This window comes from Rhodanobacter sp. FW106-PBR-R2A-1-15 (assembly GCF_058789735.1).
In genome coordinates this window covers 23,536-45,127 of record NZ_JBYTEM010000031.1, presented here as the reverse complement: position 1 = coordinate 45,127, position 21,592 = coordinate 23,536, and the positions used below count along the sequence as shown (strand labels likewise).

Below are 21,592 nucleotides of genomic sequence, written 5' to 3'. Positions count from 1 at the left end.
CTCAGCGCGTACAAGCCTGCCGCCAGCTAAGCCGCCATGTCTGTCTTCACCCCTCACTGGCTCCGGCTGGATTGCATTTGCACCGGATCGCCAGCAAAAAGCCCATGGCTACGATAAACGTAGCTACGTTAACACTACGTTTTACGTAGTATCAATGTCAAGCGCCCGTCGGGAAGCTGCTGCATATCGAAGCTGATATGCGCTTATGACCGAGAAGTGCCCGGCAACCATCTACGGCCGCCGCCTACGCGAGGCACGGAATAGCTATGGCTTCTCTCAGGAGGAGCTGGGGATAGCAGCGAGACTCGATCAATCAGTAGCGGGCAGCCGCGTCAGCCGCTACGAGACTGGCAAGCACGAGGTGAAGCTTGGACTGCAGAAACTGTTCGCCAGGGCTTTGGCACTGCCTCTGAAATATTTCTACGTCGAGGACGACGAGGAAGCACGACTGATCGCGGAAGCTTCGCGCAGCGACAAGCCGGCCAAGCTGAAAGAAGCGATCGAGAGAAAGGTGAAGGGAAGGTAGATCCCCCGATCGGACGGATCCTCGTCATCCCCCTGGCTCTTGACTCATGCCCTATGCGTAAACGACGTGCTTGAGAAGCAGGGCCACCATGCGATCGGCGGCTATCTCCAGCGGCCATGATGCCTACTTTGACCTAACGCGCCCCGGGACATCTCAGCAGAGCTTCCTGGCTGGTCGAGAGGTTACTACGTTTAACGTAGTATCGCATACGCACATGTATCAGGAAGCTTCCCTACATGGAAGCTCAAGACACATGCACCCGTGGCTGAGAAGGGCCCGCTCCCCGTATATAGTCGTCGGCTACGCGAGGCACGCGAAGCCCTCGACATCTCACAACGCACCCTGGGCATCAAGGCCGGCTTGGACGAATTCGTCGCCAGCACGCGTGTCAACCGTTACGAAACAGGCGTACACCAGCCCGACCTGCAGACCCTGCAACGCCTTGCGACGGTCCTCAAGCTGCCGGTGGCCTACTTCTATGCCGAAGATGACGAACTTGCGCAGCTGATTGCCAATTTCAAGGGGCGAAGCAAGGGCAGGCGCTGATCGGAAGCTGCCAAGCAGATGTGCAATCGCTCCCCATAGATAATCCGTACGCCCGGCCGAACGTAACTTGTGACTTGCCTGCCTGGTTACCGCGGTGGATCCCATGCCCTCGAAGTCACCGCCTCCCGCTACTCAAAGCTGGGGATGTCGCTATGGCCAAGGTACGAGTTGGGGACGTCCAAACCGGGCGCCTCGACAGCAAGCAAGTCGAACCTAGGGACCGCGCCCCTTTCGACTTTATTCCCCCTGCACGTCATACGAACGGCATGTCTACCCACATTCGCGCAGGGCTGCTTCGATCAGTGGCCTGGCCCCGTCGGGCGTCGCCTCGATGGCGGCAACCGTGTCGAGCAACGGCAGTCGAACGGGGTCAGGTTCACTTTAGCCAGGAAGTGAACCTGACCCCGTTAGCCGGTTAGCCGCGCAACGTCCCCCGTTGACCCGCCGCTGATCGCAGCACACGGTTTGGACACGATTGCCACCGTGTGCTGTCGCCACGGCCGATTCCTACCGCCGCGAACTGACCATTGTCCTGACCGGCGGCGAAGCCCTCCACCTTGAGCGAATTGTCAGATTGAACCAGAACGGGCGCGGGTTCGCTTAATCGATAGCTAGGAAATGAACTTGACCCCGTTATCGTACGAGTTTGACGGCCCCCTTTAGCTCGCGTGTCTACCCCCATTCGCTCAAGGCCGCCTCAACCAGCGGCCTGGCCCAATCGGGCGTCGCCTCGACGGCTGCGGCCGTGTCCGGGAAAAAGATCGTCCCCCCGCACATGGCCAGGACCGGCACCGGATCCGCGATCGCTCCTCCCGATGTCGCTTCTGCGCTGTTGTCGTAGACCGCCAATGACGACAGGCGGGGGAGCAACGCGATCAAGTTCACCAAGGATGATTCGTACCGCTCGCGGATCTTGTCTTCGGGAATGTCGTGGCCGCCTGAAGCGACGCGAGCCCTCACGCGTGCGATGTGCAGTTCCGGCGAGGCCAGGCCGCAGTACCAGATCGCGACGTCATGCGTGACAGCCGCCGCCGCGATCTTCGCAGGAACGGTGCGGCCTCCCAAGGTGGTCTCGAAAGCGTAGCTCGTACGGTTCGCGATGGCCTCGTCGAGATATCGCATGCCTTCGCCCCATGCAATGGCGTTGGCCTCTTCCTGGCTGCATCCGGTGGCTTCCCGGTACTCACGCGCGAACGTGTCGGGGTTGAACCAGGGCATCCCGGCCACGTCGAGCAGATGCCGGCCGCCAATGGAACTCTTGCCGGCACCGTTCACGCCGGCCAGCACATAAAGAACAAGGCGCCCGCTCAATACGAGCCCCCGGCCTTGACCTTGCCATGCAGCTTCACGGGCTTCTTCGCGGCGACCAGCAACTTCGCCGCCGCTCCCGGCGCCTTCAGCGCCTTCAGCCGTTCATCGAAGCGCTCCCGCAGGGCCTCCAGTGTTGCCTGGTCCCTACCCCTGGCTTTGTCCAAGGCCTGGACGATCGCTTCGTACTCGCGCGCCGACAGGATGACCGCCTCAGGCGCATCATGATTGGTCACCACGAGGCGCCCGCTCTTCTGGACATCGCGCATCACGCCGCGCCAGCCAAGCTTCTTCACGTCGGACGCCGGGGTCTTCGGCAAGGCATCGATCGCATCGGATTTTGCGGCAAAGGACATGGGGGATCTCCTGCGTCAGTCTTGGCCCATAGTACCCAAAATGGTCCAAATAGGTCATTTATGCCCAGGCACCATGCTCGGGCAAGGGCCTTGACTATTGATGGCTTCACGGCGGCCCCGCAATTCAAGCGGGCCTGGCAGTTGCCCATCAGCACCAACGCCTTGGTGTTGTACTTGTCGCACATCATCGAGCCGGGCGGAAAGGTCAGCGCCTCGGCGCTGGTCGACTCGGCAGTTACGCCGGCATCAACTTTTTTTTGCGCCCAACGCCTCACAGGCCGTGCGCTTCTCGGCGACCAGCTTGCGGGTCGCCTCATCCATCTCCGGATCGTGGATCAGTCCGACGTTCTTCATGTGCATGTGCTGCCCCACCACCGAGCCAATCTCGGCGACGATGCCGGGCATGTAGACGCCGCCGGCCTTGAAATAGCCAACTGAGCAGGGTCAGTTTGAGGTGGCCCCGTTATCGATCTTCCTGATCCTTGCGCACGATCAGCGCGACGATGCGCTGGGTCACAGGCATCAACATCACCATCGCCGGAAATGCGATCGCCCACGACACCATCCAGGATTTCATCCAGCTCTTCAGGAAGAACACACTCAGCGATTCCACGGCGATCCATGTACTGATCCCAGCGACCGCGAAGGTCATCAGGAATGTCAGGATCAGCGGCATAACGTACCTGCCGTAGTGCGAAGGGAGTCTTCTTGGCTTCATGATGCCGCTGGGCATTGATTATGCTGGTGGATGCTCGGCATTGCCGGTTAATGAGCTTCCGAAAATTGCCATTGTACGGCTCGGCTCCAAGAACGGGGTCAGGTTCACTTCCAAGAGCTAGATAAGTGAACCTGACCCTGTCAGCCCGGCCGAAGTCGGGCCAGTTCGATCACGAGAAATCTAGAGCGAGAGCTGCGATGTCAAGGTGTTTCGCAGAAAGCAACGCGAAGATGCTCACATCCGCCGACGTCCGATTTGGGCCGGAAGCGGATCTACCGAGTGCGTATGCAACGACGTTCAGCTTTTATGACTATTTCGCAAGCCAAGCGCGCACGCAAGGCGCTGTCGATCGGCGGGGACTGCCATGGCGCGACAATCATTAGCCACCGCCGGTCGTCCATCTCAGGTCCCTGCAGGCTGTGGGAGCAGATGCTCGAGCTCGAGCAACATCGCGTCGCACTCTGCAGCCGACCGTTCAACCTCCCTGTCCAGCGTCAGCTGTAAGCGCTCACCGCGTGCCTCGGCCTCTACGCCGAAAAGGTCGAGCTTGTCTAGTGAGTATGTGACCAGCACAGTGACGATACCCGTTACGGAACCGACGATTACGGCCGTCGCTGCGCCGGCGACGAAGCCTAGGCCTAACACTTGCAGCTGCTGGATGATCAGCTCCTCCAGCACGATGCCGCCAATGACAATACCGCCAGCGAACGCCACCTTCGTCGCCGCGTGAGCCGCCTCGGCAAAGGTTGTTCCTTCCGGCCGCATCACCAGCGTCTTCACCGCGCGCACCAGGGACATGAATCCCTCGCGGATCATTCGTACGGCGCGGGCCTGGGTGGTCACTAAGACATTCACCAGCACAGTGACGAGATTTGACAGGAAACCAGCCAGAGCGCCCTGCGCTGCAGCGCTCAGCACCTTCTTCCAGCTCTTGGCAACACGCATCCCGATGTTCTTCAGCCGCTGGCCCAGCATCAGGCTGCTACGCCCAGACTTGTGCCAATCTCGGATCTCATCGATAGCAGCAAGGAAGAACTCGGACAGAGCGGTGCCAATCGCCTGCTGAAACGCCATGCGCTTGGCTTCGTTGATGCTGGTCTTGGCGACGTTTTTCGCGAACTTCTTGCTGCGGTAGTACTTCTTGTTGATCGAGCCGTTGATTGCCTCGTCAGAGCGCGCCTGCGCCTCCCGGACCTTCTCGTGATCGACCTCTTCAAGTTGCTGCAGATTTTTGAGGTGGCGCTCCTCTTTCTCCGTACGCTGCCCCTTTGAGCGGAGCTCTTCGATGTCCTCCCTGCGCTTGGCCGCAGTTGCTTTGAGCCAATCGATGAATTCCTCGCCTGTCATTCGGCCTTTCCGATTGTTGACGTACGACGCGGTCGAGTTGAGGTTGTCCGGGTGACCTGCCAGCGCCGCTGGATCGAGCTCTGCAAGGTATGCGGCTGGGTCGTTATGGATATCGACCGCGGAACGCGTGTGATCGAGTTGCTTCTCGCCCCCTGCCGATTGCTTGAGGTCCGCATTGCGGTATGCGTCGGCGACGCCGTCGCCCTTGAACGCCTTGGAGTCCTTAGCGTTTTTTCGGATATACCCGGCATCCTTGTGGTACTTCCCGCTCACGTCTTTGCTCTTGTAGTCGCCGCGACCATTGAACCGGTCACGCTCCAATTCACTGGCGTAGATGCCCTCCCGGACATTGTGAACGGTGTCAACGTTGCCGCCGACCTTGTCATGCTGGGCGACGACAGCGCCTAGGCCAAACGGTCCGACGATCGACTGGACAACGCTCGTCTTGCAGTCCGCCAGCAACTGATCAAACCGTCGTTCGCCGTCAGTGTCCCTGAGGTGATGAAGGAGCGCCTCCACTTCGGCACGACCCACCTCCAGGTCAACCGGATCGTCGATACGGCTGAGCTCCGCCAAGAACGCTGCGTCGACGCCGCGGCGCGCTTCCCCCCTTGTGCCCTGACTTGGGAGCAAGGCGAGGCTGGGTTGTTGTGCCGCCTGCATGCGCGCCTTGCGCGCTTTGAATCTTTCCGCTTTTGAGCTCATACCCTGCTCCTTAGGCTGCCTGATGCAGACTGACCCACTCAGCCCGGAACTGGGCTTCCTGTGGGTTCTGCGCCCCATCTGCGTTGCAGACCAAGCTGATCACCTCTTCGAAGAGATCCCATGCTTCGACGCCGCAGTTCTTGGCCAGCTCGAAGGCGGTCTCGACATTCGGCGGACGCTGGGTGATGGCTTCGATCTTCTCCCGGAACACCACAGGCATGTTCTGGTAGCCAAGACCGGTGACGAACTCGCGGATATCGCGCGCCTCGAGTTCCGAAATCTCCCCGTCGCACGACGCGCAGGCTACGCCAACCGCATGCAGTGCCACGACCAGGCTGAAGAACTGCTCGCTCTCCTTGACTCGTTTGACGGCCGCTGCAAAAGCGGTCTTGAGCTTCTCAAACTGCGCCGCATGCTCAGCGGTGGCATGGGCCTTCCCCTCCGCAAAGCCCCTTTGCCTTGCCTTCTTCTCTTCTTCCTTCTCATTGGAGCGGAAATAGGACACTGCCGCGCCGGTCAAGCCACCAACCGTACCGGCGATGACCGCACCGGCGCCCGTAATGGCCCCTACGGGACCCGCAACCGGCAGCGCGACGACGCCGACCACCGCCGTGGCCGCGCCACCGAGCACCTTCCAGTAGCTAATCGCACCGGCATCGGTCTTGAAGTGCGCGGCAAATTTGTCGAAGTCAAAATCGAAATCCATTTGAATCCCCTGTTTTCGATGGTTAAGCGGCAGTACTGGGCCGGCGCAAGCGCCGGACCGCTTCCTGCGTGGTTGCGATGACGACCCACAAACCGATCAGTGCCAGAGCGTTCTTGACCATTGCCTTTCTCCCATTGCGGGCTGACGCGTGTCTCGCGTGGCGATGATACTGTACAGGCTTCGTCTCACGGACTGACACAGCACGGGGCCGGCGCCGACTCACCTCCCGCAACCGACGATCCACCGACTGCCCTTTCGTATTGCTGGTCTGAGTCGTGCAATCCAAACGGCGCGCGGCCGCGACCCTTCGCGGGAATCCGTGGCCTCCGATAGATAGTCGACGCCGCTTAGGTGGCAATGCTTCCCCAGAGGGCCGCAAGCGGCGTCCAGTGGGGCGGCCGAAACCTACCCTCGATAACTTGGCCTAATCCCCCTACACCTGCTTGCGTCGATCGGTTGAATCCAAGGCCAGAAGCAGCCGTTGCACCACCACCCCGCAAGCCAGAGCCAGGTGCATCTCGAATAACGGAAAAAAAACGGGGCCGTGGGCTAATGCCAGTCAGTTAGGGTATTGACGTAGCAGGAATGACCCAAGAGGCTCATGCTTTTCCATGAGCCTCTTGCTTTGATCCCGGCGCTGCAAGCCGAGTTGTGCTCGGTAACGAGGTTATCCCCGGAGGCGTTCGATCGTTTCGGGCAGCTGATTCCTGCTGATTGGATCGAGCACGCCCTGCAGACCACCGGCACGGCCTCGCTACGCCGTCGCCGCCTACCTGCCGAACGGCTGATCTGGTTGGTCATCGGGCTGGCCTTGTTTCGCAATGAACCGGTATGGCACATCGTGCGCCAGCTGGGCTTGGCGTTGGACAGCGAGACGCGCGTGGCACCCGCACCGAGCGCGACGGTGCAAGGACGCCAGCGGCTGGGCGAAGCGCCGTTGGCGCATCTGTTCGATCAGATCAGCCGTGCATGGTGTGCCGCGCCGCTTCCTGCGACCGGACTGTTCCAGGGACTGCGCCTGCTCGCTGTCGATGGCGTGGTGTGGTCGGCGCAAGATACCGCCGAACATCGTGACGTCTTCGGTGGCGGTCATTCGCAACACGGCGAAGGGAGCTGGCCGCAGGTACGCGCGGTCTGTCTGATGGACGTGCATACCCATCTGATCCGAGCGGCAGCGTTCGGGGCCTACAAAAACGGGGTCCGGTTCACTTCTGAGAGCTAGATGAGTGAACTTGACCTCGTTATCAATTTATCCACCTCTTTCGGGGTGGTCTTGGCGCTGTTCTTGCTTATTTTTCATGCAGCACAGCACGGTAACGACCATTGGCCTATGGTGCAGTTCAGTTGGCTTGTGCCAGACTCGCCACGGCTTCAGGGACATCAGGGGGACGGAGAAGCGCCATGATCAAGTACGTCAGCATGTCGCCGCTTCATGGGTCGTTCGCGCCTGGCTACGAGCCGGGTCCATCAGATCTGGAACAATTGATTGCCGGGAGGCAACGTGAAGTCCCGGATCTCGTGCACCAAGCCGAACTGAAGCGCCTCGGTGGAGGAAAGATAGACGTCTTGGGTCAATCGCTTGGCGAAGACGTCGTCGGGGATATGGGTACGGTCGCGGAGAATAGCCTCAGTTCTCTGCTCATCATGCAACGCGGCCTGTAGAGCAGTCTTTAGAGCGGTTGCCGCCATCATTCCATTCGATCCCATGGTGACCGGATGGATCATGAAGATGGCGTTCGACGTGCAGAAGCGACGTGTCCCGGCCACAAAGACAGTGGCCGCTATGGAACTGACTGATCCCGTGTTGTGGATGGTCAGAGGAATAGGCAGCGCTCGAAGATGGTTGTAGAGATAGATGCCATCGCCCATGTAACCTCCAGGCGAATTCAAGTTCAAATAGATATCGTCGAAGGCATTGTTGACGGCGGTATTGATCATCTGGCAGATCTTGGTCACTGACGCAGAGTCAATGGCACCGCAGAATCCAAGATAGGCCGTTTTGCTTCCGGCAAGATCAGGCATTCCATCCCCCTTTCAGTAGCCCCGCCAAGCGCGGGGCTTTTCGCATCCCAGCCAACCACCTACCACTGGCCACGCCAGTGCGATCGTCGCCATTCAAAGAGCGATGTGATACCTGGTTCGCCAGAACATCAGAATCTGGCGAGCATCCCAACGACAACCCGCCGTGCTACTCAAAACCGGGAGGACGTCGCAACCTCACGAATTTCTAGCCCCAAACCGAGAACATCTTGCAGGCACCGCATCTATACCAGCGAGACCAAAAGCACATAAATCATTGATTCCATGGTGCAGGCAGCAAGAATTGAGCTCAGACCTGCGGGCCACAATTTACCCGCACTTCGAATACCCGCAATTCAAACAAGTCTGGCAGTTGTCCATCAGCACCAGCGCCTTGGTGTTGCACTTGTCGCACATCATCGAACCGGCGGGAAAGGTGAGTGTCTCGGAGGACGCAGCTTCGGCCGGCGCCGCGGAAGCTGCGCTCACTTCAGAGTTTTTTTTTGCGCCGAGCGCCTCGTAGGCGGCGCGCTTCTCGGCGATCAGCTTGCGCGTGGCCTCGTCCATCTCCGGATCGTGGATCAGCCCGATGTTCTTCATGTGCTGCTCGATCACGCCGCCGATCTCGGCGACGATGCTGGACATGTACACGCCGCCAGCCTTGAAGTAGCCGCCGCGCGGGTCGAACACGGCTTTCAGCTCTTCGACCACGAAGGTGACGTCGCCGCCCTTGCGGAACACGGCGGAGAGGATGCGGGTGAGCGCCACGATCCACTGGAAGTGGTCCATGTTCTTCGAGTTGATGAAGATCTCGAACGGGCGGCGCTGCTCGTATTTGGTGCCGGCGTTGAGCACGATGTCGTTGATGGTGACGTACAGCGCGTGCTCGAACAGCGGCGACTTGATCTTGAAGGTGGAGCCGACCAGGGTTTCGGGGCGCTCCACGCTCTCATGCATCTGGATCACTTCGGCCATCGGCGCCTCTTTCGGCGCGGCGGCGGCGACCGGGGTGGCGGCAACCTTGTCTTCGGGTTTGACCACGTTGTAGCCGGTGATCTTCTTGTCGATCTTGATCGCCATGGTGTTCGCTTCTTCTATTTATGGGTGTCGATGCCGGAGTGGACGCGGCGTGCGGCGAAGGTCATCCGGCCCGGCGCAGCGGCCGGGCCGGATGCGGGTGTCGCTTACTTCCGTTTTGCGGCGGCCTTCCTGGCGGCAGGCTTGCGCGCTGCCGACCGGGTGCCCGCCTTCTTGCTGGCAGTGGACCTCTTGGCCGTCTTGGCGACGGCTTTCCTGCTGGCGGACTTCTTCGCTGCCGCCTTCTTCGGTGCGGCCTTCTTGCCGGCCGTCTTCTTGCTGCTGACCTTCTTCGTGGCCTTGGCGGCTTTCTTCTTCACCACCTTGGCGACTTTCTTCGCGGCCTTCTTCACCACGCCGGCCTTCTTCGCGACTTTCTTGACGGCCTTTTTCGCGGCCTTCTTCACCGCTGCTTTCTTCGCAACCTTCTTCGCCGCCTTCTTCACGGCTTTCTTGGCGGCAGCCTTCTTCGGCGCGGTCTTTTTCGCTGCAGCCTTCTTGGGCGCGGCCTTCTTCTTGGCCGCAGCCTTCCTGGGCGCTGCCTTCTTCTTGGCGGCGGCCTTCTTCGGTGCAGCCTTCTTCGGTGCAGCCTTCTTCTTCGCCGCCGGCTTCTTCGCCGGCGCGGGTGCGGCCACCGGCGCGGCGGGCGGCACGTCCGGCAGAATCGGCAGGACGACGGCGGGCGCCTCGGCGGCGACCGGTGTGGCGGTGGTGTTGCTCACTTCAACTTCGTTATCGATGGACATGCTGGTGTTCCCCTCCGGTGGACCGCTTTGAGTTGCCGCCCGCGGCTGCAGGGACGGCGGTTCAGAACTTGCCGTAGTAGCCTTCCTTCAAGGCATCGAAGAGGTTGGCGGCGGAGTGCATTTCGCCGTCGTACTCCACCTGCTCATTGCCTTTCAGTTCGACAACGCTACCGTCTTCCAGCTCGAAGCGGTAGAGGGTGCTTTCAAGGTCCGCTTCCTTGACCAGCACGCCCTGGAACGCGGCGGGGTTGAAGCGGAAGGTGGTGCATCCCTTCAGGCCCTGCTTGTAGGCGTAGAAGTAGATGTCCTTGAAGTCCTCGTAGGGGTAGTCGGTGGGCACATTCGCGGTCTTGGAGATCGACGAGTCGATCCACAGCTGCGCGGCCGCCTGGATGTCCACGTGCTGCTTCGGGCTGATGTCGTCGGCGGCGACGAAGTAGTCCGGCAGCTTGTTGGCCGGCTCGTCGCCGGAGATCTCGGCGTCGGCGTTGATCAGCGCGCGATAGGCCAGCAGCTCGTAGCTGAGCACCTCGATCTTTTCCTTGGTCTTCCTGCCCTCGCGGATCACGTTGCGCGAATAGCTGTGGGCGAAGCTGGGCTCGATGCCGTTGCTGGCGTTGTTGGCCAGGCTGAGCGAGATGGTGCCGGTGGGCGCGATCGACGAGTGGTGGGTGAAGCGCGCGCCGGTCTCGGCCAGCTGCCCGACCAGGTTCGGCGCCACCGTGGCGATGCGCTGCATGTAGCGGCTGTACTTCGCATGCAGCACGCGGCCGGGGATGCTGTCGCCGACCTTCCAGCCGTCCTGCGTCATTTCCGGGCGCTTGCGCAGCATGTCGCCGGTGACGGTGTAGTCGCGCAGCAGGATCGGCGCGGCGCCCTTTTCCTTGGCCAGCTCCAGCGCGACTTCCCAGCCGGCCACCGCCATCTCGCGCGACACCTCTTCGGTGAAGGCGACCGCGTCGGCCGAGCCGTAGCGCAGCTTCAGCATGGTCATGGTGCTGCCCAGGCCGAGGAAGCCCATGCCATGGCGGCGCTTGCCCATGATCTCGTTGCGCTGCTGCTCCAGCGGCAGGCCGTTGATCTCCACCACGTTGTCGAGCATGCGGGTGAACACCTTGACCACTTCGCGGTATTCGTCCCAGTCGAAGCGCGCCTTGGGGCCGAACGGGTCGCGCACGAAGGTGGTCAGGTTGACCGAGCCGAGCAGGCACGAGCCGTACGGCGGCAAGGGCTGCTCGCCGCACTGCCCTGTCACCAGGCCGTTGAAGATCACCGCATTGTGGTCGGGCTGGGTAGTGTCGAACACGGCTTGTTCGCCGATGAATTCGATGGTGGCGATGCGCGAGGTGAAGCGCTGCGTCTTGCGCAGAGCCTTGCCTTCGCGCCAGTCGAGGTAGCGCTGCGTCTTGGTCGCCAGCAGGAAACCGATCTGGTCCATGAAACGCTCGCGCGACTCACCATCGATGATCAGCTCGTGGTCAGCCTCGCACGCATAGCTGCGCATTCCACCATGGCCATCGGGCAAACTGCGCCGACCCGCTGCACGACGTTTCCTGATGCGGCAGAACACTCCGAAATTGGCCAGCAACGTCTGCACGTCCTTGAGCAGGTCGGGTTGGCTGGAGGCAAGCCGAACCGAGCAACTCAGACTGCGACCCGAAATATTGACCGTGCCATCACACTGGAACAAAGCGCGCAGATAGGCCCTGACGCAGTGCTCGCTGCCACGCCAGATCACCTCGGGCACACGCAGCTTGGTCGCCGCCGTGAAGCCATAGTGCTCGAGCAAGCGCGCCAGCAGGACGGAACGGATGAATATCTGGTTTCGATCCGGCACCGCCACGGGAGATACCCGGTATTGGCGATGGTCGCCCGTGGCGGTGTGCGCGATCAGGCCGTTGATCACCGTTGCCACGCGATCGGCCAGAGCGCGCTCCTCGCCCCATAGCGTGACGATGGCCGCCTGCTGATCCTGGCCGCGATTGGTGAAGTGACCGTCACCCGCGATCAGCCCCAGCAACAGCCCCAGGTCTTCACTACCCTGATTGCCGAACTGCCCCTTGCCGGACTGCACCAGGAGCCGGTCGCCGACTTCCAGGTCGCGCAGTTTGATCTTGCCGCGCTCGGTGTAGAAATCATGCCAGCCGGTGGCCTTGATCTCGTAGCCGTCCTCGGTGGTGACGCGGTAAACCGGCGCTTTCGACGAAGTCATGAAAGCGGGTTTGGCCTGGCGTGTCTCGACACCGCGGCCCTCTAGTTCCAGCGCGCGCCGGTCGACCGACACCTCCAGCGGCGCGCCCGCCGCATAAAGTTCACCGATCGGCACCATGCCGTACTGGGTCGCCAGGCGGGTGTCAGCGGTGACGCACGGGTTGGTAGCGCGGATGTGTTCGCACCACCAGTTGTTGTTCATCTCGTTGACCTTGTCGATCAGGATGAAACCGGGCTCGGCGTAGTCGTACGTCGAGACCATGATCATGTCCCACAGGTGCCGCGCACGGATGTGGCTGTAGATCTTGCAGGCGACCAGGCCGTCCGCGCGGTCGACGTAGTTCTCGTGGGTGGGCCATTCGCGCCAGACCACCTGGGCCGGGTCGGTCAGGTCGATCTCGTCCTGCTCCTTCACGTGCACCGGGAACACCAGCGGCCAGTCCTGGTCGTGCTCGACCGCATGCATGAAGCCGTCGGTGATCAGCAGGCTCAAGTTGAACTGGCGCAGCCGGCCATCCTCGCGCTTGGCGCGGATGAATTCCTTGGCGTCCGGGTGGCTGATGTCGAACGTGCCCATCTGCGCGCCGCGGCGGCCACCGGCGCTGGACACGGTGAAGCACATCTTGTCGTAGATGTCCATGAACGACAGCGGGCCGCTGGTGTACGCGCCGGCGCCGGACACGTATGCACCGCGCGGGCGCAGCGTGGAGAACTCGTAGCCGATGCCGCAGCCGGCCTTCAGGGTGAGGCCGGCCTCGTGCACCTTCTCCAGGATGTCGTCCATCGAGTCGCGGATGGTGCCGGAGACGGTGCAGTTGATGGTGGAGGTGGCCGGCTTGTGCGCCAGCGCGCCGGCGTTGGAGGTGATGCGGCCGGCCGGGATCGCACCGCGGCGCAGCGCCCACAGGAAACGCTCGTACCAGTGGCCGCGCAGCTCGTCGCTGGATTCCACCTCGGACAGCGCGCGCGCCACGCGCTGGTAGGTCCCGTCGATGGTGGCGTCCACCGGCTCGCCGGACTTCGCCTTCAGACGATACTTCTTGTCCCAGATGTCGTAGGACGCCGGCTGCAGCGGGATTTCCACGGCGGCGTCACGGCTGGCGGCCGGCGTGCCCGAGCCTGGGTTCGCGCCGGTGGTTGGATTGGTGGCTGGTGCACGCACTGTGCTCATTGGCTTCCTGACCTCTCGCTGCGACCTTGCGGCCGGCGTTGTTTTTTTATTCGATACGGCACTGTTGCTGATGCCACGTGGGCGGCGCCTGAAGGGCCAGCGGGGATGCCCCCCGGCCCATGCGCCAGCTGATTTCCGACGGCAACGACTCTCCCCCAAGATCGCGACGGTCGACACCAGTGCTAGTCTGAGCGCTAGCTAGTTAACACAAGATGTTGTGGTTGATATCGGGTAGGCAAGTTAACCCTCCTCGCTGCCGGTTGTCAAAGGCCGGCGCGTGCAGGCGGCCCCATGGAACCGTGGCGCCGCCCATCGGTCGAACCTGCGCCGCTTTCGTCGCTTTCAGGAGGACCCCATGTTGCAGCTGCCTTCGCGCCTCGTGCCCTGGTTGACCGGCCTGCTGACGCTGGCCGTGGTCGCCTTCGGCAGCGTGCCGGCCAGTGGCCGCGCGGCCACCTTGCCGGCCGCGGTCGGCGGCCAGCCGATGCCTTCGCTGGCGCCGATGCTGACGCGGGTGACGCCGGCGGTGGTGAACATCTCCACCACCACGCGGGTGCAGGTGCGCGATGCGTATTTCGACGACCCGATGGTGCGCCAGTTCTTCGGCCTGCCGGCGACGCCGCGCGAACGGGTCGAGCAGAGCCTGGGCTCGGGCGTGATCGTGGATGCGGCGAAGGGCTACGTGCTGACCAACAACCACGTGGTCGGCGGCGCCGACGACATCAGCGTGACGCTGCAGGACGGGCGCACGTTCAAGGCCAAGCTGCTGGGCACCGACCCGGCCACCGACGTGGCGGTGGTGCAGATCCCGGCGCAGAACCTCAAGGCGCTGCCGCTGGCCGACTCCTCCGCGCTGCAGGTGGGTGACTACGTGGTGGCGGTGGGCGACCCGTTCGGGCTGGGCCAGACGGTTACCGCCGGCATCGTCTCGGCGCTGGGTCGCTCGGGGCTGGGTGGCTCGGGCTACCAGAACTTCATCCAGACCGACGCCTCGATCAACCCCGGCAACTCCGGCGGCGCGCTGGTCAACCTGCACGGCGAACTGGTCGGCATCAACACCATGATCTTCTCGCCATCCGGCGGCAACGTGGGCATCGGCTTCGCCATCCCCAGCAACCTCACCAGCGAGGTGATGGCGCAGCTGCTCGCCCACGGCAAGGTGCAGCGCGGCAGCCTGGGCGTGCAGACCCAGGCGATCACCCCGCGCATTGCCCGCTTGCTGAGCCTGAAGGACAGCAACGGCGTGGTGGTCACCGGCGTGACCGACGGCTCGGCCGCCGCGCACGCCGGCCTGCAGCCGGGCGACGTGCTGACCGCGCTGAACGGCAAGCCGCTGCACAACGTGCAGGAACTGAACAACGCCGAGGGCCTGCTGCCGCTGGGCAGCACGCTGCGCCTGGGCGTGCTGCGCGAGGGCAAGCTGCGCGAGGTCAACGCTACGCTCACCGAGGAGAAGCTGGCCAGCGTCGACGGCGGCCAGCTCGATCCGCGCCTGGCCGGCGTGCGCTTCAGCGAACTGAGCCAGGGCCAGCGCAACCAGGGCTGGTACGGCGCGGCGGTCAGCGCGGTGCAGCCGGGCAGCCGCGCGGCGCGCGCCGGGCTGGGCGCCGGCGACGTGGTGATCGGCGTGGGCAGCCAGCGCATCACCAGCCTGCACATGTTGCGCGGGCTGGCTGGGGTGAAACCGCGCCAGCTGGTGCTGGTGGTCGCCGACGACGACGGCACGCGCTACGTGGTGGTGAACTAGGGACGCGCTGGGTTCTGCGCACCATGCGAGGCGCGTTTCAGCGGCCGAAGGCTGTTGAAACGCGCCTCGCAGGAATGACGGGCAAGAAGACCTTTCCAAGGATGCGCTGACCCGTTCAGTGCATCCTTGGGCCAAAACCGTTCAGGCGAAAGCGTGGCCGGGATCGCCCACGCGCCGTGTCCCGGTGCACAGCTTGGGCCCGTGCCGCCGCGCGAAGCGGTGAAAGCGCTTGATGTTCTGCATTCGGGCCGATGAAATACGCGCACCGCTTCACCCAGTGTGCGCCCGCGAGGCGCCATACTCGCGCCTCTCCCTCCACACCCATTGACCCCGGGGCTCCCCACCATCATGTCCGTCCGTCTTGCCCGCCTGTTGTCCGTTGCCCTGATCGGGGCCTGTCTCGCCACTCCCGCGTTCGCCAAGAGCAAGTCCAAGGCGCAGCACGCCAGCACTCCCGCCAAGAGCAGCCTGGTGTGGCGCGGCGACGTGGCCACCGCCAACGGCGTGGTCAACGAAGTGGCCAAGGCGTGGGAGAAGAGCGGCCACGGGCGGATCGAGCTGCAGCCGTTCAACACCGCCTCGGGCATCGACGCGGTGGCCAGCGGCACCGCCGACCTGGCCGGCAGCGCGCGCGCCAGCGACAACAGCGCGCAGAACGCGAACCTCACCTTCACCCCGGTGGCGTGGGACGCGCTGGTGATCGTCACCCAGTCGTCCAACCCGGTGCGCAGCCTCAGCCTGAAGCAGGTGCACGACATCTACTACGGCCGCATCCACAACTGGAGCGAAGTCGGCGGCAGCAACGCGCCGATCGACGTCTACGCGGTGGCCAGCCCCGGCGACGGCGTGGAATACAGCCTGCGCGAGCTGCTGTTCGGCCGCGGCAACCAGCCGGTGGCGGCGCCCCGGCTGTACGTCAACACGCGCAAGCTGGAGGAAGGCATCGCGCTGAACCCGAACGGCCTGGGCGTGAGCACCCTGGCCAGCATCAGCGGCAACCCGAAGCTCAAGGCGATCCCGATCGACGGCAAGCCGGCCACCGCCGCCAATATCGCCGATGGCAGCTACCCGCTGTTCATCCCGCTGTACCTGGTGACCAACCCGCGCAGCCCGAAGGCCGCCCAGGCGCAAGCCTTCATCGACTTCATGCAGACCGCGCCGGCCGAGGCCACGCTGCGCAAGCACGCGGTGCTGCCCTACCAGGACGGTGCGGCACTGGTGGCGCTGGACACCTCGCGGCGCAGCCGGATCCTGGCCGAAGCGGGCGCGCGCCCGGTCCGCGGCACGCCGCTGTCGGCGCCGGGCGCCACCTACGCGGCACGCGCCGCGATCGCGCCGACCTCGCCCGATACGCTGGCGGCCCGGCAGGCGGTCGAGCGCCGCCGCGCCGAAGCACAGGACAACGCCCGCCTGAGCCGGATCCAGGGCAGCGTGAGCGACGCCACCGTCACCGGCGTGGACCATGCGAGCGGCAGCGCTACCTCGTTCGATCGCAGCGTGGGCAAGGACTTCGGCAAGGTCGACGCGAACGCCAGCCACGCGCTGACCACCTACAAGGTGGCCAAGGGCGACACGCTGTCGACGATCGCCAAGCGGCACTCGGTCGAGGTGGCCCAGCTGCGCCAGTGGAACCACCTGAAGAACGACCAGCTCAAGCTCGGCCAGGTGCTGCGCCTCCGCGACCGCTAAGCCCGCGCGGACGTGCCGATCCTCGCGCTGACGCTCGACCTCGACGACACCTTGTGGCCGGTGCTGCCGGCGCTCGAACGCGCCGACCAGGCGGTGGACGCGTGGCTGCGGCAGCACCACCCCGAGGTCGCCCGCGCCTGGCCGATCGCGGCCATGCGCGCGCTGCGCCTGCAGGTCGCCGCCGAGCGGCTCGACCTGGCGCACGACTTCACCCGCCAGCGCCAGCTCACCCTGCAGCAGGCATTCGCCGCCTGCGGCGTAGATGACGCGCCGGTGGAAGCGCTATGGGAAATCTACTTCGCCGCGCGCAACCGCGTGGAGCTGTACCCGGACAGCCTGCCCGCGCTGGAACGGATCACCACGCGCTGGCCGCTGGCCAGCCTGACCAACGGCAACGCCGACCTGCAGCGTATCGGCATCCACGTGCACTTCGCCCACCACGTCTGCGCGCGCGACAGCGGCGTGGCCAAGCCCGACCCACGCATCTTCCTGGCCGCGGCCGAACGGCTGGGCGTGCCGCCCGGGCAGATCCTGCACGTCGGCGACGATCCGGCGATAGACATGGCCGGCGCCCGCGATGCCGGCCTGCGTACCGCCTGGATCAACCGCGCGGGCCTGCCCTGGCCAGCCGAACTGGGCGTGGCGCCGGAGCTGGACCTGCGCGACATGACCGAGCTGGCCAACTGGCTCGACGCGCACGGCGCCCGCTGACCAAGGGACCATAGGCAAGCTGTGCGCGATGCGCGCATCATTGCCGGCTCATCGCCCATGTCGTGGCGCACCGTGCCGCCGCAAGCCCGAAGGATCCCGCATGTCCGCCCTGATCGAACGCCAGTCCGGCAACCGCCGCAGCATCGCCATCGAGACCACCGACGCCGCACACTACGCCGCGACCCGTCGCCGGCTCACCGCGGCGCAGCGACGCTGGCTGACCGACAGCGGTTTCGAGGCGGCGGCGGGCACGTACGCGCTGCTGTCCGATGCCACGGGCAAGCCGGTGCGCGTGCTGGCGGCCGTCGATCCGCGCGAGCCGCTGGCAGCGCTGGCCGCGCTGCCGTGCAGCCTGCCCGAAGCGACCTACCATCTCGCCGACGAAGGCGTGCTGGCCGATCCGCTGCAAGCCGCGCTGGGCTGGGCGCTGGGCGCCTACCAGTTCACCCGCTATCGCCAGGCGAAGCGCGCGCCGGCCCGGCTCGCCGTGCCGGCGGACCTGCTGCAGCAGCTGACGCCGCTGGTCGAAGCCACCGTGCTGGTGCGCGACCTGGTCAACACGCCGACCGAGCACATGGGCCCGGAGCAGCTCGGCGATGCTGTCAGGCGGCTCGGCAAGGTGCACCAGGCGAAGGTGCGCGACTGGGTCGGCGAGGAACTGCTCAAGGCGAACTTCCCGACTATCCACGCGGTGGGCCGCGCCAGCCATCGCGCGCCGCGGCTGGTCGAGCTGAGCTGGGGCCGCAAGGCGGACCCGAAGCTGGTGATCGTCGGCAAGGGCGTGTGCTTCGACACCGGCGGGCTCGACCTGAAATCGTCCGACGGCATGCGCTGGATGAAGAAGGACATGGGCGGCGCCGCACACGCGATCGCGCTGGCCGGGCTGGTGATGCAGGCGCAACTGCCGGTGCGCCTCACCTTGCTGATCCCCGCGGTGGAAAACGCGGTGGCCGGCAACGCGCTGCGCCCGGGCGAGGTGGTAGTGACCCGCGCCGGCCATTCGGTGGAGATCGACAACACCGACGCCGAGGGTCGCCTGGTGCTGTGCGACGCGCTGGCTTACGGCGCGGAACAGCAGCCGGAGCTGATGCTCGATTTCGCCACCCTCACCGGCGCCGCCCGTGTGGCGCTGGGCCCGGACCTGCCGGCGCTGTTTGCCAACGACGAAGCCGCGGCCGTCGCGCTGCTCGCCGCCGCCCGCGCGGTCGACGACCCGCTGTGGCGGCTGCCGCTGTGGCGGCCGTACCGCAAGATGCTCGATTCCTACCTGGCCGACTTCGCCAACGCCGGCGCGTCACGCCACGCCGGCGCGATCACCGCGGCGCTGTACCTGGAGCGCTTCGTGCCGGAAGGCACGCCGTGGCTGCACCTGGACACCTACGCCTGGAACGACGCCGACCGCCCCGGCCGCCCGCGCGGCGGCGAGGCGATGGGACTGCGCGCGATGTTCGCGTTCCTGCGGCAGCGCTACGGTGGCCGGGCCGCGGCATGATTTCCGGCGTTGTCGCGCCCGGGTGAAAGACTGCATCCTGCGGAATCCCTTCTGTCGGTAGCATCCATGCGTTCCCGCCTGCACCTGCTCGCCATCAGCGTAGCGCTCGGCCTCGCCGCCTGCACCAGCGTTCCGGTCGCCCGAACCGTGGCGCCGGCCCAGCCGTCGCTGACCGCGCAGACGCTGAACTCCGGCGGCACCATGCCGGCCGAACAGGCGCGCGTGCACTTCGACCATGCCGAGCTGCACTTCACGGTGGTGCCAGCTACGCAAAGCATCGACGCGTGCGCCATCCTGAGCTTCACCGCGAAGTCCGCCACCGACACCTTGCTGCTGGACCTGGACCGCAACCTCGCGATCGGCGCGATCGCGCTGGACGGCCAACCGCTCGCCGCCGACGCCTGGAGCAACCCTGACGGCCGCCTGCGCATCCGGCTGCCCGCGCCGCTCGCCGCCGGCGACAAGGTCAGCGTGACGATCCGCTACGGCGGCAAGCCGCATGTGGCGAAGAAGGCGCCGTGGGACGGCGGCTTCGTGTGGAGCCACAGCGCCGACGGCCAGCCGTGGGTGGCCAGCGCGGTCGAGGGCGAAGGCTGCGGCCTGTTCTGGCCGTGCATCGACCAGCCGCAGGGTAAGCCCGACCTGGTCGACACCTACGTCACCGTGCCGAAGACGCTGGCCGCGCCCGGCAACGGCGTGCTGGTCGGCGTCACCGACGCAGGCGACAGCCATACGTACCACTGGCGCGCCAGGCAGCCGGACACCTACGCGATCTCGATCAACGTGGGCCCCTTCGACGAGCTCAAGGCGGACTACAAGAGCCGCTACGGCAACACCATCCCGATGCAGTTCTGGTACCTGCGTGGGCACGAGGCGCAGGCGCAGCAGCTGTTCGGCGAATTCCCGCATATGCTGGATTTCTTCGAGCAGCAGATCGGCCCGTACCCGTTCGGCGACGAGAAGATGGCGTGGTGGAAACCCCGCACCTGGGCATGGAGCACCAGACCATCGACGCCTACGGCAACCGCTACTGCCTGAACTGTTACGGCTACGACAGCCTGCTGCAGCACGAATTCACCCACGAGTGGTTCGGCAACCAGCTGACCAACGCCGGCTGGGACGACATGTGGCTGCACGAGAGCTTCGGCACCTACATGCAGCCGCTGTACAGCCAGTACCTCAACGGCGACATGGACTATTTCAGCTGGCTGCACGAGCTGCGCCTGAAGTTGCGCAACCACCATCCGATCGTCTCCGGCAGCAGCCGCACCGAGGAACAGGTCTACGACGAGAAGGCCGGTCCGGGTCAGGACATCTACAACAAGGGCGCGCTGATGCTGCACACGCTGCGCCAGCTGATCGTCGATGAGGCCTTCTTCGACAGCATCCGCCGGCTGGTCTATGGCCGCCCCGACCCGCAACTCGGCAACTTCAGCCCGCGCTACGCCAGCACCGGCGACTACGTCGCGATCGTCGACCAGGTCAGCGGGCGCCGGCTCGACTGGTTCTTCGACGTCTACCTGCGCGACGCCGCGCTGCCGCGGCTAGAGCAGCAGCGCGACGGCGACACGCCGACGCTGCGCTGGATCACCGGACACGGCAAGCCGTTCCCGATGCCGATCGAGGTGCAGGTGGGCGACGTCGTGCACATCGTGCCGATGACGGACGACGCCGGTAGCCTCGCCGTGCCCACCGGCGCGCTGGTGATGATCGATCCGCACTCGGTACTGCTGCGCGACGAGCCGCGCATCACCGAATTCCAGCAGTGGATGAAACAGCAACCTGCGCAGCGCGAGGCAGCGAAACGGTGAGAGCCGCGGGCGCGCCGCCGCGGCGCACCCGTCAACCGCTGCCGGGCAACGCGCCGCGCAGGCCGCGCATTTTCTGCGCCAGGGTATCAGTCAGCGGTAGCAGACAGTCCGGCAAGCGTACGCAGCCGTACCGGCCAGCATGCCGGCCACAAGATCGTGGCATACAGGCGGATGATGCTGGCTGAGGCCAGGCCACCGGCAGGCGCAACGTTCGGCAACACGTCATGCGGATCCTCTCGCGCGGAGGACGCCCTGCAGTGCAGGGTGTACGTGCGACACCGACGTCTGTCCAGCCGCTCGATGCCCGTTACACAGGAGATGCCGGCACCACACGATCAGCGAGAAGCAGCTCGCCGCACCGTCTCGTGCGTACCATGGCGGACGTCTATACGGCTATCACGGATGCGGACCCGGCCGTCGGCGCCCCGCGCTGAACGAGTGCCGGGTTGGCACGGAAAACAAAACTGATGTCATGACGCTGTTTTTTTCTCCGCTTCCGTGTGATCCTGAATACCGGCCTGTGTCTTCCGTCGCCCGCGCCAGCCGTATCGCAATATATTGCGATACGGCCCGCTCTCGGCGAAACCCACCCGCCTTGTGTCATACACACCGGATCATGGCGACACGCGCCCCATTAAGAGGGCCGCTGGAAGCGCTCATCAGGGATTGAATCACAAGAAGCGCCGCCTTCATGAATCCCGGACCA

The 21,592-nt window shown here is 64.6% G+C and carries 19 protein-coding genes; 9 read left to right on the top strand and 10 right to left on the bottom strand.

All coding sequences use genetic code 11. The annotated features are described in order from the left end of the window. Positions 1-205: 205 nt before the first annotated feature. Together AC3WTD_RS14865 and AC3WTD_RS14860 are read left to right on the top strand one after the other, a co-directional pair. On the top strand, positions 206-526 hold the full coding sequence (locus tag AC3WTD_RS14865) for a helix-turn-helix domain-containing protein (RefSeq protein WP_492614249.1): 321 nt from the start codon (positions 206-208) through the stop codon (positions 524-526). A 261-nt stretch (positions 527-787) separates the two neighbouring features. After that, positions 788-1,072 (top strand): helix-turn-helix domain-containing protein, encoded by a 285-nt coding sequence (locus AC3WTD_RS14860; protein WP_027493335.1) that lies wholly within the window; start codon positions 788-790, stop codon positions 1,070-1,072. A gap of 672 nt (positions 1,073-1,744) precedes the next feature. Here AC3WTD_RS14860 and AC3WTD_RS14855 read toward each other — a convergent pair. The 6 genes from AC3WTD_RS14855 to AC3WTD_RS14830 all read right to left on the bottom strand — a co-directional run bounded on the left by AC3WTD_RS14855 (position 1,745) and on the right by AC3WTD_RS14830 (position 6,212). Beyond that, positions 1,745-2,383, bottom strand: a complete 639-nt coding sequence (locus tag AC3WTD_RS14855; RefSeq protein ID WP_492614248.1) for an ATPase — start codon at positions 2,381-2,383, stop codon at positions 1,745-1,747. Then, entirely contained in the window at positions 2,380-2,736 is a 357-nt protein-coding gene (locus AC3WTD_RS14850; protein ID WP_037090086.1) for a type II toxin-antitoxin system prevent-host-death family antitoxin, read from the bottom strand. Before AC3WTD_RS14850 ends, AC3WTD_RS14855 begins: the two co-directional genes overlap by 4 nt. Positions 2,737-2,982: 246 nt before the next feature. Beyond that, positions 2,983-3,141 carry a hypothetical protein gene (locus AC3WTD_RS14845; RefSeq protein WP_492614247.1) on the bottom strand — a complete coding sequence of 53 codons (159 nt, stop codon included), beginning with the start codon at positions 3,139-3,141 and terminating at the stop codon, positions 2,983-2,985. Between the two features lie 58 nt (positions 3,142-3,199). After that, complete coding sequence (locus tag AC3WTD_RS14840) at positions 3,200-3,454, bottom strand: DUF2798 domain-containing protein (RefSeq protein WP_081666653.1); 255 nt, start codon at positions 3,452-3,454, stop codon at positions 3,200-3,202. 402 nt (positions 3,455-3,856) lie between these two features. Beyond that, positions 3,857-5,506, bottom strand: coding sequence for a hypothetical protein (locus AC3WTD_RS14835; RefSeq protein WP_492614246.1), 1,650 nt, complete (start codon positions 5,504-5,506; stop codon positions 3,857-3,859). A 10-nt stretch (positions 5,507-5,516) separates the two neighbouring features. Continuing rightward, complete coding sequence (locus tag AC3WTD_RS14830; RefSeq protein ID WP_492614245.1) at positions 5,517-6,212, bottom strand: hypothetical protein; 696 nt, start codon at positions 6,210-6,212, stop codon at positions 5,517-5,519. Positions 6,213-6,813: 601 nt separating this feature from the next. Between AC3WTD_RS14830 and AC3WTD_RS14825 the strand changes: the two genes are divergently transcribed. Beyond that, positions 6,814-7,434: a transposase domain-containing protein gene (locus tag AC3WTD_RS14825; protein WP_492614244.1), complete on the top strand. Its 621-nt coding sequence runs from the start codon at positions 6,814-6,816 to the stop codon at positions 7,432-7,434. A 245-nt stretch (positions 7,435-7,679) separates the two neighbouring features. Here the strand turns inward: AC3WTD_RS14825 and AC3WTD_RS14820 are convergent, their stop codons facing one another. From AC3WTD_RS14820 to AC3WTD_RS14805, 4 genes are all read right to left on the bottom strand, one after another. Further along, positions 7,680-8,234: a ClpP family protease gene (locus AC3WTD_RS14820; RefSeq protein WP_492614243.1), complete on the bottom strand. Its 555-nt coding sequence runs from the start codon at positions 8,232-8,234 to the stop codon at positions 7,680-7,682. Positions 8,235-8,561: 327 nt separating this feature from the next. Then, a complete protein-coding gene (locus tag AC3WTD_RS14815) occupies positions 8,562-9,311 on the bottom strand; it encodes a TSCPD domain-containing protein (RefSeq protein ID WP_492614242.1) in 750 nt (249 codons plus the stop codon). A 104-nt stretch (positions 9,312-9,415) separates the two neighbouring features. Beyond that, the gene (locus tag AC3WTD_RS14810) at positions 9,416-10,054 is read right to left on the bottom strand and encodes a hypothetical protein (protein WP_492614241.1); all 639 of its coding nucleotides are present in this window, start codon (positions 10,052-10,054) and stop codon (positions 9,416-9,418) included. 61 nt (positions 10,055-10,115) lie between these two features. Beyond that, on the bottom strand, positions 10,116-13,436 hold the full coding sequence (locus AC3WTD_RS14805; protein WP_492614240.1) for a ribonucleotide reductase barrel domain-containing protein: 3,321 nt from the start codon (positions 13,434-13,436) through the stop codon (positions 10,116-10,118). 355 nt (positions 13,437-13,791) lie between these two features. Between AC3WTD_RS14805 and AC3WTD_RS14800 the strand changes: the two genes are divergently transcribed. The 6 genes from AC3WTD_RS14800 to AC3WTD_RS14775 all read left to right on the top strand — a co-directional run bounded on the left by AC3WTD_RS14800 (position 13,792) and on the right by AC3WTD_RS14775 (position 20,886). Then, positions 13,792-15,183 carry a Do family serine endopeptidase gene (locus AC3WTD_RS14800; protein ID WP_492614239.1) on the top strand — a complete coding sequence of 464 codons (1,392 nt, stop codon included), beginning with the start codon at positions 13,792-13,794 and terminating at the stop codon, positions 15,181-15,183. A gap of 348 nt (positions 15,184-15,531) precedes the next feature. After that, the gene (locus AC3WTD_RS14795) at positions 15,532-16,872 is read left to right on the top strand and encodes a LysM peptidoglycan-binding domain-containing protein (RefSeq protein WP_492614238.1); all 1,341 of its coding nucleotides are present in this window, start codon (positions 15,532-15,534) and stop codon (positions 16,870-16,872) included. Between the two features lie 12 nt (positions 16,873-16,884). Beyond that, a complete protein-coding gene (locus AC3WTD_RS14790) occupies positions 16,885-17,583 on the top strand; it encodes an HAD family hydrolase (RefSeq protein ID WP_492614237.1) in 699 nt (232 codons plus the stop codon). A 100-nt stretch (positions 17,584-17,683) separates the two neighbouring features. Continuing rightward, positions 17,684-19,075: a leucyl aminopeptidase family protein gene (locus AC3WTD_RS14785; RefSeq protein WP_492614236.1), complete on the top strand. Its 1,392-nt coding sequence runs from the start codon at positions 17,684-17,686 to the stop codon at positions 19,073-19,075. Positions 19,076-19,141: 66 nt separating this feature from the next. Continuing rightward, positions 19,142-20,113, top strand: coding sequence for a gluzincin family metallopeptidase (locus tag AC3WTD_RS14780; protein ID WP_492614235.1), 972 nt, complete (start codon positions 19,142-19,144; stop codon positions 20,111-20,113). Beyond that, on the top strand, positions 20,047-20,886 hold the full coding sequence (locus AC3WTD_RS14775) for a M1 family aminopeptidase (RefSeq protein WP_492614234.1): 840 nt from the start codon (positions 20,047-20,049) through the stop codon (positions 20,884-20,886). Before AC3WTD_RS14780 ends, AC3WTD_RS14775 begins: the two co-directional genes overlap by 67 nt. Positions 20,887-21,592: the final 706 nt, after the last annotated feature.

What these genes read in the sequence shown, in the direction of transcription:
- AC3WTD_RS14810 (WP_492614241.1), bottom strand. Translation starts at nt 10,054, where the DNA reads ATGTCCATCGATAACGAAGTTGAAGTGAGCAACACCACCGCCACACCG.
- AC3WTD_RS14820 (WP_492614243.1), bottom strand. Translation starts at nt 8,234, where the DNA reads ATGCCTGATCTTGCCGGAAGCAAAACGGCCTATCTTGGATTCTGCGGT.
- AC3WTD_RS14865 (WP_492614249.1), top strand. Translation starts at nt 206, where the DNA reads ATGACCGAGAAGTGCCCGGCAACCATCTACGGCCGCCGCCTACGCGAG.
- AC3WTD_RS14800 (WP_492614239.1), top strand. Translation starts at nt 13,792, where the DNA reads ATGTTGCAGCTGCCTTCGCGCCTCGTGCCCTGGTTGACCGGCCTGCTG.
- AC3WTD_RS14825 (WP_492614244.1), top strand. Translation starts at nt 6,814, where the DNA reads ATGCTTTTCCATGAGCCTCTTGCTTTGATCCCGGCGCTGCAAGCCGAG.
- AC3WTD_RS14785 (WP_492614236.1), top strand. Translation starts at nt 17,684, where the DNA reads ATGTCCGCCCTGATCGAACGCCAGTCCGGCAACCGCCGCAGCATCGCC.
- AC3WTD_RS14795 (WP_492614238.1), top strand. Translation starts at nt 15,532, where the DNA reads ATGTCCGTCCGTCTTGCCCGCCTGTTGTCCGTTGCCCTGATCGGGGCC.
- AC3WTD_RS14815 (WP_492614242.1), bottom strand. Translation starts at nt 9,311, where the DNA reads ATGGCGATCAAGATCGACAAGAAGATCACCGGCTACAACGTGGTCAAA.
- AC3WTD_RS14835 (WP_492614246.1), bottom strand. Translation starts at nt 5,506, where the DNA reads ATGAGCTCAAAAGCGGAAAGATTCAAAGCGCGCAAGGCGCGCATGCAG.
- AC3WTD_RS14830 (WP_492614245.1), bottom strand. Translation starts at nt 6,212, where the DNA reads ATGGATTTCGATTTTGACTTCGACAAATTTGCCGCGCACTTCAAGACC.
- AC3WTD_RS14805 (WP_492614240.1), bottom strand. Translation starts at nt 13,436, where the DNA reads ATGAGCACAGTGCGTGCACCAGCCACCAATCCAACCACCGGCGCGAAC.
- AC3WTD_RS14840 (WP_081666653.1), bottom strand. Translation starts at nt 3,454, where the DNA reads ATGAAGCCAAGAAGACTCCCTTCGCACTACGGCAGGTACGTTATGCCG.
- AC3WTD_RS14780 (WP_492614235.1), top strand. Translation starts at nt 19,142, where the DNA reads ATGCGTTCCCGCCTGCACCTGCTCGCCATCAGCGTAGCGCTCGGCCTC.
- AC3WTD_RS14850 (WP_037090086.1), bottom strand. Translation starts at nt 2,736, where the DNA reads ATGTCCTTTGCCGCAAAATCCGATGCGATCGATGCCTTGCCGAAGACC.
- AC3WTD_RS14845 (WP_492614247.1), bottom strand. Translation starts at nt 3,141, where the DNA reads ATGCCCGGCATCGTCGCCGAGATTGGCTCGGTGGTGGGGCAGCACATG.